A 16672-nucleotide genomic window follows, 5' to 3' on the forward strand; every position below is an offset into this window, starting at 1 on the left:
GGACCGGGTCTGGAACCGGGATCAAGGGGGAGTGGCGGTGACCTCCCGCCCTGGTGTGGTAGCCAGGGACCCGAGGGCCCGACACAGGCCGGCGTCCTGCGGCCGCATGCCCTGACTGGAGGCTTCAGGTGAAAATCTGTGGCGGAAGGATCAAGGGTAGATCGCGCAGGATGCGGAGAACCCGCGGCGTCTTGTCCATGGAATGTACATGGAGCGGGCGTTGTGACCGGCCAACTTCGGGACAGACACCGAGCGGGGCGCGGAAGTCGCGCCACGTACTAAACATTAGGAAGGCACGGCCATGCGCCCCGCTTCCCGATCTTTGACAATGGCCAGATGCGAAAGCAGGCGTGGCGATGAACAGGTGCGTCCTTCGAGGCTCGCTACCGCTCGTACCTCAGGATGAGGGAGGGTGGCGATGAAGTGCGCCGGCGCCCACCTCCCCCTTGAGGGGAGGTCGCGGACTGAGCGAAGCGAAGGAAGCGGGTGGGGTCGGTTCATGCCGAGCGCAGCGCAAAGGAACGTCGAGCACTGCCGCAGCGACCCCACCCAGCCCTTGGGAAGGTAATCCCCGCCATCAAAAAAATCTTTCCATCCCCCAAAGGATTATCGAATAGCTTTCGTCTCAGGAACGATGATGGCGATGACATTGGATGAGGGCGAGGCCACCGATGCCGATCTGATCGGGCGGGCGCGCAATGGCGACAGGCAGGCTTTCGGCGAACTCGTCGAGAGGCACTATGATTTTGTCCATCGCGTCGCCTGGCGCTGGTGCGGCCGAAAGTCGGACGCCGAAGACATCGCCCAGGAAGTCTGCGCCCGGCTTGGCCGGGCGATCCGCGATTATCGCGGCGGCGGGGCCTTCACCACATGGCTCTATGCCATGACCCTGAATGCAGCGCGCGACATGGTGCGCAAGAACGCCCGCGAGACAGCCAAGACCGAAGCCTTTGGTGTCCATGCGCTGATTTCGGGCGAGGCAACGAGCGAGCCGGAAGACCAGGCGGAAGCGCTCTGGGCGGCGGTGCGACAACTGCCGGACAAGCAGCGCGAGGCGGTTCTGCTGGTCTATGGCGAAGGCCTGAACCATGCGGCGGCGGCCGACGCCATGGCCTGCGCCGAGGCGACGGTCTCCTGGCACATCCATGAAGCGAAGAAACGGCTGAAGCTCATCATGCGCTCGGCCGGGGAAGATTGATCATGGTCGACGACAACGAACTCAACAGGCTGCGCGACAGCGCCGTGCCCAAGCCGAGCGCGGAAGCCAGGGCGCGCGCGCTGAATGCCGCTTTTGAGGCCTTTGACGAGAAAAAAACATCACCTGCCACCCAAGGATCGCAGCCAAGCCTTCGTCTCACTGACCGGATACACAAACTCTGGAGTGAGATGATGCAGAAGAAACTCTATGCCGCACCCGCGCTTGCCGGGCTCGTTGCCCTGCCGGTCGCCGGCTATATGACGTTCCAACTTGTCGAAAACTCGCCGTTCGATTTCGGCACCGAGCGCAAGGTGAGCGAACCGCGTGAACGCGTCGAGCAGCCGGCGACGGTTCAGCAGGCTCCCGTCGAAGCCGAGCAGGACAAGGATGAGGCGCTTGCCAAGCCTGCCACTCCCCAGCGGGAGCCGGCGCTTTCGGCCAGCGAGGCCCAGCCACAAGCCGCCGGCGGCAGTGCGCCGCCCAGCCCGACGGTTTTATCGCGGTCGAAAGCAGTGGTATCCAATCAGAATGCCGCCGACAGCACTACGCTGATGGCAGAGCCGCAGGCGATCATGCCGACCCCGGCGGATGTCTACGCGCCAGCCGAAGCCTCCAATGACCGCGTCCAGCAGTTCGACACCAATCCGATCCATTCGGCCAAGGAGAACCCTGTCTCGACCTTCTCGATCGATGTCGACACGGCGTCCTACTCCTTCGTTCGGCGCTCGCTGAAGGAAGGCGTCCTGCCGCAGCCGGACACGGTTCGCGTCGAGGAGATGATCAACTACTTCCCCTACGACTGGGCTGGTCCGGACTCTGCTGCGACGCCGTTCAATTCCACGGTCACCGTCATGCCGACACCGTGGAACGAGAACACCAAGCTCATGCATATCGCCATCAAGGGCTATGACGTGAAGCCGGCCGAGCAGCCGAAGGCCAATCTCGTCTTCCTGATCGATGTTTCCGGCTCGATGAACGAGCCTGACAAGCTGCCGCTGCTGCAATCGGCCTTCCGGCTGCTGGTCAACAGGCTGGGGCCTGATGATACCGTGTCGATCGTCACCTATGCCGGGGAGGCCGGCACGGTGCTGGAGCCGACCAGTGGCTCGGACAAGGTGAAAATACTCGAGGCTATCGACAGGCTGCAGCCCGGCGGCTCGACCGCGGGTGCGGCGGGCATCGAGGAAGCCTACCGGCTCGCCCAGAAGTCCTTCATCAAGGATGGCATCAACCGGGTCATGCTGGCGACCGACGGCGATTTCAATGTCGGCCAGAGCGACGACGCCGACCTGAAGCGCATGGTCGAGGAAAAGCGCAAATCCGGCATCTTCCTGTCGGTCTTCGGCTTCGGCCGCGGCAACCTCAACGACCAGATGATGCAGACCATCGCCCAGAACGGCAACGGCACCGCCGCCTATATCGACACGCTGGCCGAGGCCGAGAAGGTGCTGGTGCAGGATGCAGGCTCGACGCTGTTTCCCATCGCCAAGGACGTGAAGATACAGGTCGAGTTCAATCCGGAAAAAGTTTCCGAGTATCGCCTGATCGGCTATGAGACCCGCGCGCTGAAGCGCGAGGACTTCAACAACGACCGTGTCGATGCCGGCGAGATCGGCTCCGGGCATTCGGTGACGGCGGTCTACGAGATCACGCCCAAGGGCAGCCCGGCGCAGGCGGTGGACGATCTGCGCTATGGCGAGGCGAAGACCGATAATGCAACCGGGGTGGCGAACGCAGACGAATATGCCTTCGTGAAGATCCGCTACAAGCTTCCCGACGGCGATGTCTCCAAGCTCGTCACCACGCCGGTGACTTTGGCCAATGAAGTGGGCTCGTTCGACGATGCCAGCGACGACCAGCGGTTTTCCGTTGCGGTCGCGGCTTTCGGCCAGAAGCTGCGCGATGCCGACCAGACGGCGAATTTCGGCTACGACCGTATCAGGGAGATCGCCTCGGCGGCGCGTGGAGCGGACCCGTTCGGCTACCGTTCTGAGTTCCTGTCGCTGGTGCGCCTTGCCGCCGCGCTCGGCAGTGGAGGGCGCTAGCGCAGTGATGTGCCTGCCCTACTTGAGAGGGCGAAACACCGAAAGAAAGCTTACTGAAGGGCCGACGAGGGAAACTTCGTCGGTCTTTTTCCTTTTTGGGATCAAAGGCTTGTACGATTTTCAGATTTTGCACAGAAGATGTATCTTGTAAAAGATATATCTTTTGATAGATATATCGCATGAAACACAAAATCTGGAGAGACACTCAAATGTTCAATCATCCCCATAATCACGAAAAACGCTGCGGCGGCTGGTTCATGTCCGGCCCGGATGGCGGCAAGGGCGGCGGACGCTTCGGCCGTGGCGGCGGCGGCGGAGGTGGCCGGTTCGGCCGTCATCGCGGTGGCCCCTTCGGCGGGCGCGGTCCGCGCATGTTCGATCCCGGCGCGCTGCGCCTGTTCGTTCTCGGCCTGATCGCCGAGGAACCTCGCCATGGCTACGACATCATCAAGGCGCTGGAAGCGAAGTTCCAGGGCGCATACAGCCCGAGCCCCGGCGCGATCTATCCGATGCTGCAGATGCTGGAGGAGGCCGATCTGGTCGTCTCCGAGACCAACGGCAACAAGCGGCTCTATTCGATCACCGAGCAGGGCAAGGCTTATCTCGCCGAGCACGCTGCCGAACTCGACAAGATCAACGCCCAGCTTGACGAGGCTTCGGCCGAGGTCAACGGCGTGGCGCTTGGCGACGAGGTTCGTGCGCTGGCGCAGGCCATCTTCGGACGGTTGCGCGGCGGCGAGCTAAGCGCCGAGCAGGCCGAGAAGGCGCTGGAGATACTGCGCAAAGCGCGGCTGGACCTCGAAGGCCTGTAAAACGAAGCCTTGAAACGAAAAAGGCCCTTCCGTGGATCACGGAAGGGCCTTTTCTTGTGTGTTGTGCTTTATGCGCGGCTGCGGCGGCGCTCGCGACGGGCATCGGCGCTCTCACCGGTGCCGCCGCTCTGGTCCGCCGTCTTGTTGCGCAGCGGACCAATGCGCTCGACGATCGTCTCGACGGTCGGGCGATCTGCCTTGTGGTGGCTGTCCAGCGCCTTACGCATCGCCGCCAGATGCTCGAACGAGGTGCCGCAGCAGCCGCCGATGATCTTTGCACCGCTGTCGACGGCAAGCCGGACATAATCGGCCATCAGTTCGGGCGTGCCGGAATAATGGATATCCGTGCCGCGAAATTCCGGAATGCCGCAATTGCCTTTGACGATCACGGTTGCATCCGGCTTGGCCTCGGTCATGTCGAGCAGCGACGACAGGATGTCGGAAGCGCCGACGCCGCAATTGGCGCCGACCCCGACCGGGCCCTGCGGCAAGCCTTCGGAAACGCCGTGGATGTCCTTGGGCGCGAGGCCCATCATCGAGCGGCCAGCGGTGTCAAAGGAAACCGTGTAGGTGTAGGGCATGCCGGCATCGATCGCCGCCTGCGCCGCCGCCTTGGCTTCGTCAGGCGCGGACATGGTTTCGATCCAGGCGATTTCCGCGCCGCCTTCCTTCAAGCCTTTGATCTGCTCGGCGAAAGCCTCGACGGCTTCGTCATAGGTCATCGCACCAAGCGGCACGAGAAGCTCGCCGGTCGGGCCGACGGAACCGGCAACGATGACCTTGCGGCCGGCCTTGTCGGCAACCGCGCGGGCGATTTCGGCGGCCCGCTTGTTCAGCTCATGAACTCGGTCCTGCGCATGATGCAGCTTCAGCCGGTGGCGGGTGCCGCCGAAGGAATTGGTGAGAATGATATCTGCGCCGGCATCGACGAAGTTCTGGTGCAGCGCCGTGATCTTCTCAGGCGCGGTCTCGTTCCAGAGTTCCGGCGCTTCGCCGGCTTCCAGTCCCATGCCGAACAGGTTCGTGCCCGTGGCGCCGTCGGCCAGAAGCACGCCTTTTTCTGCGAGCAATGCGTCAATGGGGTTGGTCATGGAGAAATGCCTTCAGGAATATTGTTGAGATAAGGATATAAAGAAGTCTTTATGTCTAGTCAAGAAAACGCATCAAACTGCAGTGCTGGAATGCAGTAAAGCATATCACGGCAGCCGGGAGGTGACTTCGATCTCGATTTCCGTGCACACGCCGCCGTTCGTCGGGTAATAATCTACCGAACAGGCCGTCACCACGATCAGAAGGTCGAGTTCGGCGCGCAAGGTCACATAGCCGCCCGGCGGGTTGATCGAGGCGTAGACGTCGAGATGGCCGTCCGGTTCCGGCAGCGAATTCTGAAAGAAATCGACCGGGTCGGGACAGAAGGGCAGGTCTATGCCTTCTCTCGCAAGCGCGTTCAGCATGTTGTCCTGGCAATTTGGATGATCGGCGAAGCCCGCGCGCTCATAGAGCGCGGGATTGCAGGCCGGAAACAGCATGTCATGCGGGCCGGGTGAGCCATCCTCGACCAAGGTCAGCATCGGCACGCCATTGGCGCTGTAGAAGCACTGTCCGGCGATAGGGAACAGCTTTTCGTTGATGTCGCGCGTCTGCGACGTGCTCAGCCAGTCGAGCTTGCCTTCGGTCGTGAACGCCCACAGGTCGGCCACCTGCTGCCCCTTGGGATCGATGATGCGAATGAGATCACCACGCGAGACGCGGATGGAGCGCCCCGACTGCGGCGGAACAACGAGATGGCGATGGTCTTGCATGAGACGTCCTGAGCGAAGGCGAAGGAACCATATCTACGCGTCGAAAAAGGAAACTCAACCGAAATGGGATTGCGACCGGTCTTCAGGCCTGGCCCACGTCAGGCATTTCGGCAAGTTTGCGCGCAAAGCCGGCTGCCTCGTGAGCGTTGATCTCGGCGCCACGGATCAGATTGTCGAAATGGCGGGTCAGCGTGCGGACCGGTGCCGTGGCGTTCAGCACCAGATACATGTCGCCGACATAGATCGCCGCGCGATAAGGCCCGAAGATGGTGTAGGGCACGGAATAGCGCATGCGCCCATCATAGAGGAACAGGCGGAAGGTCGGATAAAGATCGTCGAGGAGCGTTGCCATGTGGTTCAGCTGGTCGCGCCGGTCCTGTTCGGAAAAGCCGCTCCACACGCCCATGCCGGCGGCGAAGATTTCCAGCGTGTGCCGCGGCATGCACACTTCCATGTCGGTTTCCGGACGTCGGTTGTAGTCGATGCGGTATTGCGTCTCGCCGGCCTGGGACTGGCGGCTCTTGTTGGTGATGTCAGCCTCGTAATCGACCAGCGCGTCCGTGCGCAGAAGATCCGGAATGCCGGCCGGCACATAGCGTATCTTCGTGCCTGCCGCCTCGGCGTGCCATTTTGCCAGCAAGGTGCGATCGAAGCCGCCGGAACCTTCTTCGATTTCGAGGCTGGCGCGGATTTCGCCGGTCAGCCCTTCGTCCTGGCTGAGCCCGAGCAGCCAGTCGAGCGAGACCTTATGCTCTTCGGCGATCGTCATCAGCGTTTCGGCGCGCGGCAGACGCGTCGTGTCTTCCGACAGGAGCTGGGAAAGGGCTGAGCGATCTATGCCCACCGATGCGGCGAACGCCGACTGATTCTGGCCGGAACGCTGCACCAGTGTCCTCAACCGTTCGCGAAACAGCCCGGAAAGGTCGCGTTTGTCCAAAATGGTGCTCCCATGAGGCAGAATTTTGCGCGCACAACGCAATTCAACGCAGGCAACAGCGAGATTGTTCCGTCTGTTTGTTTACAACGCGCAACATATGCGTATCAATAAGCGCAATATCAACATTCTGTGCACATTGTCGCGTTGAATCTTGCCATCACTACTGACAGCATAGTGTCAGGAATCATTCGGTTCCGGCGCTGGGGGCAGTGGTCGAGGGCATGGCATACAAAAAAAGCATACGGCGAAACGGCACGCCGGCAGTCGAATGGCCGACAATAGTGCTCATCACAGCCACTTACGGCTCCTGGGCGGGAGCCTGTTTCTTCCTCTGGCCGAGCTATCCGGTTCTGGCGCTTCTGGTTCTGGCCTTAATTCTCGCCATGCAGTCCTCGCTCATGCACGAGGCGTCGCACGGCCACCCGACACGAAAATCCTGGCTCAATGAATTGCTGGTCGGCCTGCCGATCGGGCTGGTTTACCCCTTCCGCCGTTTCAAATCGCTGCATCTGCGCCACCATGCCGACGAGAGCCTGACCGATCCGTTCGACGATCCGGAAAGCTATTATCAGTCCTTCTGGAAGCATGAGGAACTGCCGCGCTGGCTGAAGACGCTGCTTTCCATCAACAACACGATGGTTGGTCGTTTCGTTCTCGGCCCGGCGCTTGGCACCATCGGTTTCCTGCTGGAAGAGGCAAGGCTCATCGCTGATGGCGACCGGGCCGTGCGCAAGGCGTGGCTGCTGCATGCTGCCGGTCTCGCGGTCGTGCTGCCGCTGGTGACCGAGGTCTTCGGCATTCCGCTCTGGCTCTATGTGCTGGTGCCGGTCTGGCTCGGGCAGTCCTTCATCTCGGTGCGCACTTTTGCCGAACATCAGTGGTCGGAGCGGCCGGACGGGCGCACCATCATCATCGAGCGCTCACCCTTCGCCTTCCTGTTCCTCAACAACAATCTGCATCTCGTCCATCACAAGAGCCCGACCATCCCCTGGTATCGGCTGCCGAAATTGTTCCGCGAACGGCGCGACGAATGGATCGCGATGAACAAGGGCTATGTGTTTCCGAACTATCTGGCGCTGCTCAGGGAATACGCTTTTCGCGCCAAGGAGCCGGTGGTGCACCCCGCACTTCGACGTGCACCGGAAGCCGGCCGTGCGTTCCAGCCGCGTGTGCGTGGCCGTTCGGTGAACGGGCTGGGCACCATTCCCGTGCCGGCCGAGCCGCCCAAGGAATAGGCTGAATTCCACCTTGCCATTGCAGACCTGATCGGCGGAGATGACGCCATGACCGGATTCGTCGCCGCACTCTCCATGTATGACTGGCCCGAAGCTCGAGCCGAAACCGACGCCGAATGGGCGCGGCTGCGCGAGGCTTTTGGCGCCGCCGGAATCGATGCGCCAGAAAGGCTCGTTCGCAGAAACGCCGATCTGCCGCCGGTGCCCGGAGGCATCCGGGACACAGCGGGCGAGCTGGTCGCGCCCGATCCGGCAACTCTCCCGCCTGACGAACTCGATTTCCCGACGGTCTGGCTGCATCCGAACCTGCTTTTCGCACAGACTTGCTGGGGGCCGATGGAGCTTGGCCTTTCCAGGCATGTGCGGGTGATTGGCCAACCGAGCTACGACGCCTTCGAGGGCGGGCAGGGTGAATTCTATTCCAGCGCGATCGTGATGCGGCGGGGTGAGGGCGCTCCGGTGTCTGCGCCATCCGACGGCCGGCCCCTCATTTCCCTAGACCTGATCCGCGGCAAGCGGCTCGGCTACAACAGCGATGATTCGATGTCGGGCATCATCGCCTTGCGGCGTGATCTGGACGCGATGGGCGAAAGCCTTGCCATTTTCCCGAAGCGCATCGAGACTGGCGGCCATCGCGCCTCGATCATTGCCGTCGCCGAGGGCCGGGCGGATATCTGTGCGATCGATTGTCGGAGCTGGGATCTGGCAAAACGATTTGAACCTGCCGCGCAACATGTGCACGTCGTCGGCTGGACCGCTCATCGCAAGGGCCTGCCCTACATCACCTCACTGACAGCGCCGGTAATTTCTCTTCCAATCTGATCGACCGTCACGCCGCTTCGTCGACATTGTTGCATGGCGTTATCTGCGCCGGCGATCCACTTCCCTTGGGCCAGAAAATGTCGCGTAGGCGGCCAAGGGGTTGCCAATCCGTCAAATAGACGGGAAAAGCGCGCAACTTTCTGTCCCTCCCAAGACAGTCCGCCCCTCCCCAAATCCTCAAGGAAGTAGGATCGTGAAAACAATAGCTGCATTCTCCGATTTCGTTGGCCGCACCTTCGCCATCTGGGTGATCGTGTTCGCCGTGCTCGGTTTTCTTCTGCCGGCGACGTTCAGCCTGTTCGCGCCCTGGATCGTGGTGCTGCTCGGCATCATCATGTTCGGAATGGGCCTCACCATATCGATCAAGGACTTCAGCGAAGTCGCGCGCCGGCCGTTCGACGTGACGATTGGCGTGCTCGGCCAGTTCATCATCATGCCGGCGCTCGCCGTCTTGCTCACGCGCATCATCCCGATGTCGCCGGAAGTGGCTGCCGGCGTGATCCTTGTGGGCTGCTGCCCCGGCGGCACGGCCAGCAACGTCATGACCTATCTCAGCAAGGGCGATGTGGCGCTCAGCGTTGCCTGCACCAGCGTGACCACGCTGCTCGCGCCTATCGTCACGCCTTTCCTGGTCTGGTTCTTCGCCAGCCAGTATCTGCCGGTGGATGCGATGAGCATGTTCCTGTCGATCGTCAAGGTCATTCTCGTGCCGCTGGCGCTCGGCTTCCTGCTGCAGAAGCTGGTGCCGGGCGTGGTCAAGGCGGCGGTTCCCATGCTGCCGCTGGTCAGCGTCGTCGGCATTGTGCTGATCGTTGCGGCTGTCGTTGCCGTCAACAAGGCCGCTATCAGCCAGTCCGGCCTGCTGATCTTCGCCGTCGTCGTGCTGCATAACGGCTTTGGGCTGCTGCTCGGCTATTTTGCCGCCCGGTTCTCCGGGCTGTCACTCGCCAAGTGCAAGGCCATCAGCATCGAGGTCGGCATGCAGAACAGCGGGCTGGGTGCCGCCCTTGCCAATGCGCATTTCTCGCCGCTGGCCGCGGTGCCGAGTGCTGTCTTCAGCGTCTGGCACAATGTTTCCGGTGCGCTGATCGCGAGCTATTTTGCGCGGATGAGCGATGACGATGCGGAAAAGCGCGTCGCCGAGCAGAAGGCGGGTTGATCCGAGCGCTCGGGCGGTCAGCGTCCGAGCAACCTCGCATCTAAAGGATAGACGGACAGTTGCTGGTTGCCGGTTTCAGTAATCAGCACCTGTTCCTCGATCTTCACGCCCTCATGGCCGCCGAGGCGGCCGATATAGCTTTCGACGCACAACACCATGCCGGGTTCGAGAACGCCGTCGGGTGTGTCGTCTGTCCAGTCGGCCGCATGCGGCAGCGTCGGATATTCGTCGGCCAGCCCGACGCCGTGATAGAGCACGCCGTAGCGCGCCGGGAAACAGTCCGGCGGCGGGATTTGAGAGCGCTCGACCAGATCGCGGAACGAGATCCCCGGCTTCATCAATTCGGTGTTGTGGGCGATCTGATCGGCGGCGATGCGGAAAAGATCGCGCTGGTCGTCGGTCGACCTGCCATCGCCGCAGAGCCATGTCCGCGACAGGTCGGCGCAGAAGCCGTAGGGGCCGATGAGGTCGGTGTCGAAGGCGACGAGATCGCCAGCTTCGATGGTGCGCGAGGAGCATTCCTGAAACCACGGATTGGTGCGTGGACCGGACGACAGCAGCCGCGTTTCGATCCACTCGCCGCCGCGCGCGATGTTACCGCGATGTAGCTCGGCCCAAAGCTCGTTTTCGGAAATGCCGGACTTGAGCGCTGCTTCCATCTCGCCCATTGCCGCCTCGCAGGAAACGATGGCGCGGCGCATGCAGAGGATTTCGTCAGGCGATTTGATCAGCCGCGCGGTCTCCGTCACGGCTTCGCCATTGCCAACCGAAATGCCGAGCCTTGCCAGTTCGGCAACGCCTTCATGATCGAGATGATCGACCGCGATACGTCGGTTGCCACCGCCATGTTCGCGGACGAGATCGGCGATGCCGGCCGCCCAGCGCTGCACCCGCTTTTCGGTCAGTTCGCCGCCATAGAGATACATCCAGGAAATCGCCGGTCGCACCTCGTCAACGACGCCTGAGTGATCCGACAGATGCTCGCAGGAGAAGTAATCGAACAGCACCACCGGCCCTTCGGTGGCGACAAAGCAGTGCCGCGTCGGGTTGTGCGCGACCCAGAGCTGCATGTTGGTCGAGTCTGTGGCGTAGCGAATGTTGACCGGGTCGTAGAGCAGGGCCCCGGCATAATCGCGGCGCTTCAACTCGGCGCGAATGCGATCGAGGCGGTATTTCCGCATCGCCGGCAGATCGGGAGCGGGGATGCCGGCCGCGGCCCATTCGGTTTCAGCCGTCTCGCCGTAGCCGAGCACATGCTGGTTCAGGGAGGCAGCTTTTTGGCGGGCCTTGCGGCTGAGGAATCCAATGTCCGTGGTCGCAGTTGGATCGAATGGCGCGATCTTGCGGTGACGGCCGAAATTGCCTTTCGAGGGCGTGTCCATCAGAGTTGGTCCGCCGGTCGACCCCCACTCCGTCGCGCTGCGCGCGCCACCTCTCTCCCGATCGACGGGGGAGAGGAAGGGCGCCAAGCTTGCCACCGCGTTTCCTCTCCCCGGGGCAGGGGGAGAGGTGGCGCGCGAAGCGCGACGGAGTGGGGGTGCTTCATTTGTTGGCCAATGCGACTTTCCCTTACCCCCGCATCTTCTCACCCGCCGGATCGAACAACGGCTGGATGTTGATGCGGGCAGGGCGGCGGTGGCCGAGGATTTCGATCTCGAACATGCCTTCATTGTCGTTTTCGGCCAGGGCTGCCGGCACATAGCCCTGCGCCAGCGACTTCTGGACATAGTGAGCATAGCCGCCCGACGTCACCCAGCCGACCACGCGCCATTCGCCCTCGACGATGCCGCGAATGCTGGAAGCACCTTCGTCGGCTTCGGAGGTGCGGGTCTCTGCGCCGGTCTCGTCGAAGCGCGGCGCACCGTAGCCGTGCGGCTTGTCGATCGTGCCGTGATCGGTGGCGCCGACCTTGGCCCAGATAGGCTCGTCGCCCATCACGTCGGCGCCGTTGGCTTCCACCACCATGGAGACACGGCGCAGCTTCGGGCCTTCGGCGTGCTCCTTGGCCGCGGCGTCGCGGCCGACGAAGTCATTCTTCTCCAACCTGGTGAAGCGGTCCATTGAGCCTTCGAACGGCCCGTAGATCGGCCGCAACTCGCGGAACCAGGTCGGGAAGTTCTTTTCCAGCCGCATGGAGAGCAGGGCGCGCATGCCGAAATCGACGATGCCGAATTCCTCGCCGGCTTCCTTGATCGCGTGATAGACGAGCCGCTGATAGGCGGGCGCCATCCAGATTTCGTAGCCGAGATCGCCGGTGTAGCTGATGCGGTTGACCATGCAGGGTGCGCCGCCGACAGCCATCTCGCGGAAATCCATGAAGCGGAAGGCTTTGGTCGACACGTCAGCATCGACCAGCTTGGCGAGCAGGTCCTGCGAGCGCGGACCGGCAATCGAGAGGCCGACCAGCGTCTGGTCGAAGCGGTGGATGCGAACGGAGCCGTCCTTCGGCAGCTGCTTTTCGAACCAGCGCATATGGTATTTCTGCGCCGCAGACGAGCCCCAGATCATGAAGCGGTCTTCGGCGCATTTGGCGATGGTAAAATCGCCGATCAGCTTGCCGAATTCGTTGAGCATCGGCGTCAGCACCAGACGCCCGGTTTTCGGCATGCGGTTGGTCATCAGCCGGTTGAGGAAATTCTCCGCACCCGGGCCGCTCACCTCATATTTGGCGAAGTTGGCGATTTCGGTCACGCCGACGCTTTCGCGGGTCGCGCGAACTTCATTGCCGATGTGCTCGAAATCGTTGGAGCGGTGGAAGGAGACGATATCCTTCGGCTCGGTGCCCTGGGGCGCAAACCAGAGCGGGGTTTCCAGGCCCCAGCTATCGCCCATGACGGCATTCTGCGCCACCATGGTGTCGTAGAGCGGCGTCGTCTGCGCGGGCCGCGCTGCCGGCAGTTCCTCGTTCGGGAAGCGGATGGAGAAGCGGCGCGAATAGTTTTCGCGCACCTTGGCGTTGGTGTAGCGCAGGCTTGCCCATTCGCCGTAGCGGGTGACGTCCATGCCCCAGACGTCGAAGCCCGGATCGCCATTGACCATCCAGTTCGACAGCGCGAGCCCGACGCCGCCGCCTTGTGAGAAGCCTGCCATGACGGCGCAGGCCGTCCAGTAGTTGGTCAGGCCCTGCACCGGGCCGACCAGCGGGTTGCCGTCGGGAGCGAAGGTGAAGGGGCCGTTGATGATCTGCTTGATGCCGGCGTTGGCGATGCCCGGAAAATGCTTGAAGCCGATTTCCAGCGACGGCGCGATGCGGTCGATGTCGGGCTGGAGCAGTTCGTGGCCAAAATCCCACGGCGTATTGACCGGCGACCACGGCTTGCAGGCCTTTTCATAGGTGCCGAGCAAAATGCCGTTGCGCTCCTGGCGGGTGTAGATCTCGCCCTTGAAGTCGAGCACGCCGACCATTTCGCGGCCGGTCGACTTGTTGAATTCCTCGACCTCCGGCATCGGCTCGGTCAGCAGATACATGTGCTCCATGGCGAGCACGGGCAGCTCCAGCCCGACCATGCGGCCGATCTCGCGGGCCCACAGGCCGCCGCAGTTCACCACATGCTCGGCCTTCACCGTGCCCTGTTCGGTGACGACATTCCAGGTGCCGTCGACCTCCTGCGTCAGTTCCTTGACCGGGTTGCGCAGCACGATCTGCGCCCCGAGTTTCTGCGCCGCCTTGGCATAGGCGTGGGTGGTACCGGAAGGGTCGAGATGGCCCTCGACCGGGTCCCACATGGCGCCGACGAAATTTGTCTCGTCCATGAAGGGGAACATGGCCTTGGCCTCTGACGGCGTGATCAGTTCGGTGTCCATGCCGAGATAGCGGCCCTTGGCATGGGCGAGCCGCAGGAAGTCCATGCGCTCCGGCGTGTCGGCCATCATGATGCCGCCGGTGAGATGCAGCGAACAGGACTGGCCGGAAAGTTCTTCAAGCTCCTTATAGAGCTGCACCGTATAGGCCTGCAGCTTGGCGACGTTCGGATCGCCGTTCAGCGTATGGAAGCCACCGGCCGCATGCCAGGACGAGCCGGAGGTCAGCTCCGAACGCTCGATCAGCATGACATCCGTCCAGCCGGCGCGGGCAAGGTGATAGAGCACCGAGCAGCCAACGACGCCGCCACCGATGACTACAGCTTTTACGTGGGATTTCATGTGGTTATATCCATGTGCAGAGGAATAGATTCAACTTTTGTGCGGGGCGCGAATGCAAACCGCAGGTCGAAGGCGCTGACGTCTTCCGCCAGCCGGCCGTCAAGTGCTGCAAGAATGGTTTCGCAGACGGAGATGCGGTGCTTCAGGACGTCGGTGTTCCAGAAGCGCAGGACTGAGTAGCCGTGCGAGCGTATGAATTTATCGCGGCGAAGGTCGCGTTGGCTGTCGGCGTGCTGGCTGCCGTCGATCTCGACGACCAGCCATTTTTCACGGCAGGCGAAATCTGCATAGTAGGGGCCGATGGGAAATTGGCGGGTGAAGCGATAGCCGCCGAGCTTCCGGTTTTTTAGCTCTAGCCAAAGCAGAGCCTCGGCTTGGTTGCCGCCCTGTCTTAGTTCACGGGCACGACCGGTCGTGCCTTTCTTGCGCCGGCTGCGGGTTTCGGCAACGCCTTCCCCCACTCCGTCTCGGCTTCGCCGAGCCACCTCTCCCCCCTCCGGAGGGAGAGGAAGGGCGTCAAGCTTTGTCGGCTCGCGCCTTTCCTCTCCCCCGTCGAACGGGGGAGAGGTGGTCCGCGAAGCGGATCGGAGTGGGGGTCGACTGCTTGCCATCAGCGCTCAAAAATCCGTCGGTGCGCCGCCTTCGGCCCGGCGCTTGGCGACGAAGGCGTCGATCTCCTCGGCGATAGCCGGGTCCATGTAGGGTTTCTCGTAGGTGGCGAGGCGTTCCTTCCAGATGCGATTTGCCCGTTCCATGGCGGTCGGGCTGCCTGCTTCCGCCCAAGTCTCGAAATTGCGCCAGTCTGAGATGATCGGCGAATAGAAGGCTGTCTTATAGCGGTCCTGCGTGTGCTGCGTGCCGAAGAAATGGCCGCCGGGGCCGACGGATTCGATGGCGTTGAAGCCAAGCGCGTCGTCGGAAAGGTCGAGCGGTGTCAGGAATTCAGCCACCATCTGCAGAAGGTCGATGTCGAGGATCGTCTTTTCATAGGAACAGCGCAGCCCGCCTTCGAGCCAGCCGGCGCCGTGCAGGATGAAATTGGCGCCGCCTTGAATCGCGCCCCACAGCGAAAACACGCTTTCATAGGCTGCCTGCGCATCGACCGTGTTGGCGGCGCAGACATTGGAGGTGCGGTAGGGTATCTGGTAGCGGCGGGCGAGCTGGCCGCCGATCATTTGTGCTTTCATATATTCTGGCGTGCCGAAGGCCGGCGCGCCCGATTTCATGTCGACATTGGAGGTGAAGCCGCCATAGCCGACCGGTGCGCCCTTCTTCACCATCTGCGTGAAGGCGATGCCCGAAAGCGCCTCGGCATTCTGCTGCACCAGCGCGCCGGCCACCGTCACCGGTGCCATTGCGCCGGCAAGCGTGAATGGCGTGACAATCACCACTTGGCCGCTACCGGACATCTGGATGATGCCCTCCATCATCGGAACGTCGAGCTTCAGCGGCGAGTTGGTGTTGATGATGGTGTAGACCGAGGGTTCATCCTGCAGCTGCTCGCGGGAAATGCCGCGCGCGATGCGGGCGATCTCGATTCCGTCGACATTGCGCTCCTTGCCGAGCGAATAGATGTGAAAAACCTTGTCGGTCAGCGTTGCCAGATCGCGAATGCATTCGAGATGGCGCACCGACGGGTGGATGTCGACCGGCTCGACCGGGTACCCGCCTGTGGTCTGCAAAATGTTGTGCATCTGGGCGAGCTTGAGGAAGTTGCGATAGTCCGCCTGGTTGCCGGGGCGGCGGCCATTGTCGAGGTCGGAGCAGTTCGGCGCGGAAGCCATCTGCGAAATCACGAGATTGTTGCCGCCGAAGCGGACATTGTGGGCTGGATTGCGGGCATGCAGAGTGAATTCAGACGGCGCATGCGAAATCAGTTCGAGGATCATGTCGCTGTCGAAGCGCACCCGCTCGGTGCCTTCGCGGACGTCCGCGCCATGGCGTTTCATGATGGCGCGCGCCTCGTCATGCAGAACGTCGACGCCGATTTCCTTCAATACGCGCAACGAGGCGCGATGGATCGATTCCAACTCGTCGTCGGAAATGATCTTCGTTGGCGCAAAGGGGATTTTCAGCTGCCGGAATGGCGGCTGCTCGAAAGTTGCCGAGCCGCCGGCGCGCTTTCCGGCACGCCCGCCGCGACGGGCGCGATCGGTGGCGAGAACCGGTTCTGCGGGATTGAGGGCAGCAGTCATGATGGGCCTCGTATTATGCGAAAATCAGACTGCATAATGGACCGAGCCCAACGCGCTTAGTGCGGATGCGACGACCATTAGCGCGAGCAAAGCGACATGCCGGAGCGGAAGGTGGCCACAGCCCTGCATGCCTGCTTGAACCTTCAGGTCCGCATCGGCTAGAGTGAGCCATGGGCACGATACACCCGCGAACCCTCGACATAGCCGTGACGCCTTCTTCCAGAACGCGCCACGTCGAGCTTTTGCGCCTGTGCGCCCGCATCGGCTATTCGCCGCCGTCCTTCCTTTGAATTCGCGCCGGCCATGCCGGATTGATTCAACTGG

14 protein-coding genes are annotated in these 16672 nt (G+C 62.2%); 7 read left to right on the forward strand and 7 right to left on the reverse strand.

Going from position 1 to position 16672, the window contains the following annotated elements; translation table 11 throughout:
- The first annotated feature begins 637 nt into the window (after window positions 1-637).
- The 3 genes from BM413_RS08455 (at window position 638) to BM413_RS08465 (ending at window position 4055) form a co-directional block, all read left to right on the forward strand.
- Window positions 638-1198: an RNA polymerase sigma factor gene (locus BM413_RS08455; RefSeq protein WP_091912304.1), complete on the forward strand. Its 561-nt coding sequence runs from the start codon at window positions 638-640 to the stop codon at window positions 1196-1198.
- Window positions 1199-1200: 2 nt separating this feature from the next.
- Window positions 1201-3243: a YfbK domain-containing protein gene (locus tag BM413_RS08460; RefSeq protein ID WP_091912306.1), complete on the forward strand. Its 2043-nt coding sequence runs from the start codon at window positions 1201-1203 to the stop codon at window positions 3241-3243.
- A 209-nt stretch (window positions 3244-3452) separates the two neighbouring features.
- Window positions 3453-4055, forward strand: a complete 603-nt coding sequence (locus BM413_RS08465; RefSeq protein ID WP_091912308.1) for a PadR family transcriptional regulator — start codon at window positions 3453-3455, stop codon at window positions 4053-4055.
- 68 nt (window positions 4056-4123) lie between these two features.
- On the opposite strand, the gene bmt is transcribed toward BM413_RS08465, so the two are convergent.
- The 3 genes from bmt to BM413_RS08480 form a co-directional block, all read right to left on the reverse strand.
- The gene (bmt, locus tag BM413_RS08470) at window positions 4124-5146 is read right to left on the reverse strand and encodes a betaine--homocysteine S-methyltransferase (protein ID WP_091912310.1); all 1023 of its coding nucleotides are present in this window, start codon (window positions 5144-5146) and stop codon (window positions 4124-4126) included.
- Between the two features lie 105 nt (window positions 5147-5251).
- Window positions 5252-5857, reverse strand: a complete 606-nt coding sequence (locus BM413_RS08475) for a DUF1989 domain-containing protein (RefSeq protein ID WP_091912312.1) — start codon at window positions 5855-5857, stop codon at window positions 5252-5254.
- An 82-nt stretch (window positions 5858-5939) separates the two neighbouring features.
- Window positions 5940-6794 carry a helix-turn-helix domain-containing protein gene (locus BM413_RS08480; protein WP_091912314.1) on the reverse strand — a complete coding sequence of 285 codons (855 nt, stop codon included), beginning with the start codon at window positions 6792-6794 and terminating at the stop codon, window positions 5940-5942.
- Between the two features lie 221 nt (window positions 6795-7015).
- Here BM413_RS08480 and BM413_RS08485 point away from each other — a divergent pair, with 221 nt between their 5' ends.
- From BM413_RS08485 to BM413_RS08495, 3 genes are all read left to right on the forward strand, one after another.
- Window positions 7016-8029, forward strand: coding sequence for a fatty acid desaturase (locus BM413_RS08485; RefSeq protein ID WP_091912832.1), 1014 nt, complete (start codon window positions 7016-7018; stop codon window positions 8027-8029).
- A 48-nt stretch (window positions 8030-8077) separates the two neighbouring features.
- The gene (locus tag BM413_RS08490; protein WP_091912316.1) at window positions 8078-8851 is read left to right on the forward strand and encodes a phosphate/phosphite/phosphonate ABC transporter substrate-binding protein; all 774 of its coding nucleotides are present in this window, start codon (window positions 8078-8080) and stop codon (window positions 8849-8851) included.
- A gap of 193 nt (window positions 8852-9044) precedes the next feature.
- Window positions 9045-10010 (forward strand): bile acid:sodium symporter family protein, encoded by a 966-nt coding sequence (locus BM413_RS08495; RefSeq protein WP_091912318.1) that lies wholly within the window; start codon window positions 9045-9047, stop codon window positions 10008-10010.
- Window positions 10011-10027: 17 nt separating this feature from the next.
- On the opposite strand, the gene BM413_RS08500 is transcribed toward BM413_RS08495, so the two are convergent.
- The 4 genes from BM413_RS08500 to BM413_RS08515 all read right to left on the reverse strand — a co-directional run bounded on the left by BM413_RS08500 (window position 10028) and on the right by BM413_RS08515 (window position 16348).
- The gene (locus BM413_RS08500; protein WP_091912320.1) at window positions 10028-11392 is read right to left on the reverse strand and encodes a M24 family metallopeptidase; all 1365 of its coding nucleotides are present in this window, start codon (window positions 11390-11392) and stop codon (window positions 10028-10030) included.
- 187 nt (window positions 11393-11579) lie between these two features.
- On the reverse strand, window positions 11580-14153 hold the full coding sequence (locus BM413_RS08505) for a GcvT family protein (RefSeq protein WP_091912321.1): 2574 nt from the start codon (window positions 14151-14153) through the stop codon (window positions 11580-11582).
- Window positions 14150-14614 carry an endonuclease domain-containing protein gene (locus BM413_RS08510; RefSeq protein WP_244537809.1) on the reverse strand — a complete coding sequence of 155 codons (465 nt, stop codon included), beginning with the start codon at window positions 14612-14614 and terminating at the stop codon, window positions 14150-14152. Before BM413_RS08510 ends, BM413_RS08505 begins: the two co-directional genes overlap by 4 nt.
- 156 nt (window positions 14615-14770) lie before the next feature.
- Complete coding sequence (locus tag BM413_RS08515) at window positions 14771-16348, reverse strand: trimethylamine methyltransferase family protein (RefSeq protein WP_091912326.1); 1578 nt, start codon at window positions 16346-16348, stop codon at window positions 14771-14773.
- A 170-nt stretch (window positions 16349-16518) separates the two neighbouring features.
- Here BM413_RS08515 and BM413_RS33390 point away from each other — a divergent pair, with 170 nt between their 5' ends.
- Complete coding sequence (locus BM413_RS33390; protein WP_197716847.1) at window positions 16519-16638, forward strand: capsid protein; 120 nt, start codon at window positions 16519-16521, stop codon at window positions 16636-16638.
- Window positions 16639-16672: the final 34 nt, after the last annotated feature.

Origin of the sequence: Mesorhizobium sp. YR577 (genome assembly GCF_900116595.1) — a bacterium.
Classification (GTDB): domain Bacteria; phylum Pseudomonadota; class Alphaproteobacteria; order Rhizobiales; family Rhizobiaceae; genus Mesorhizobium_M.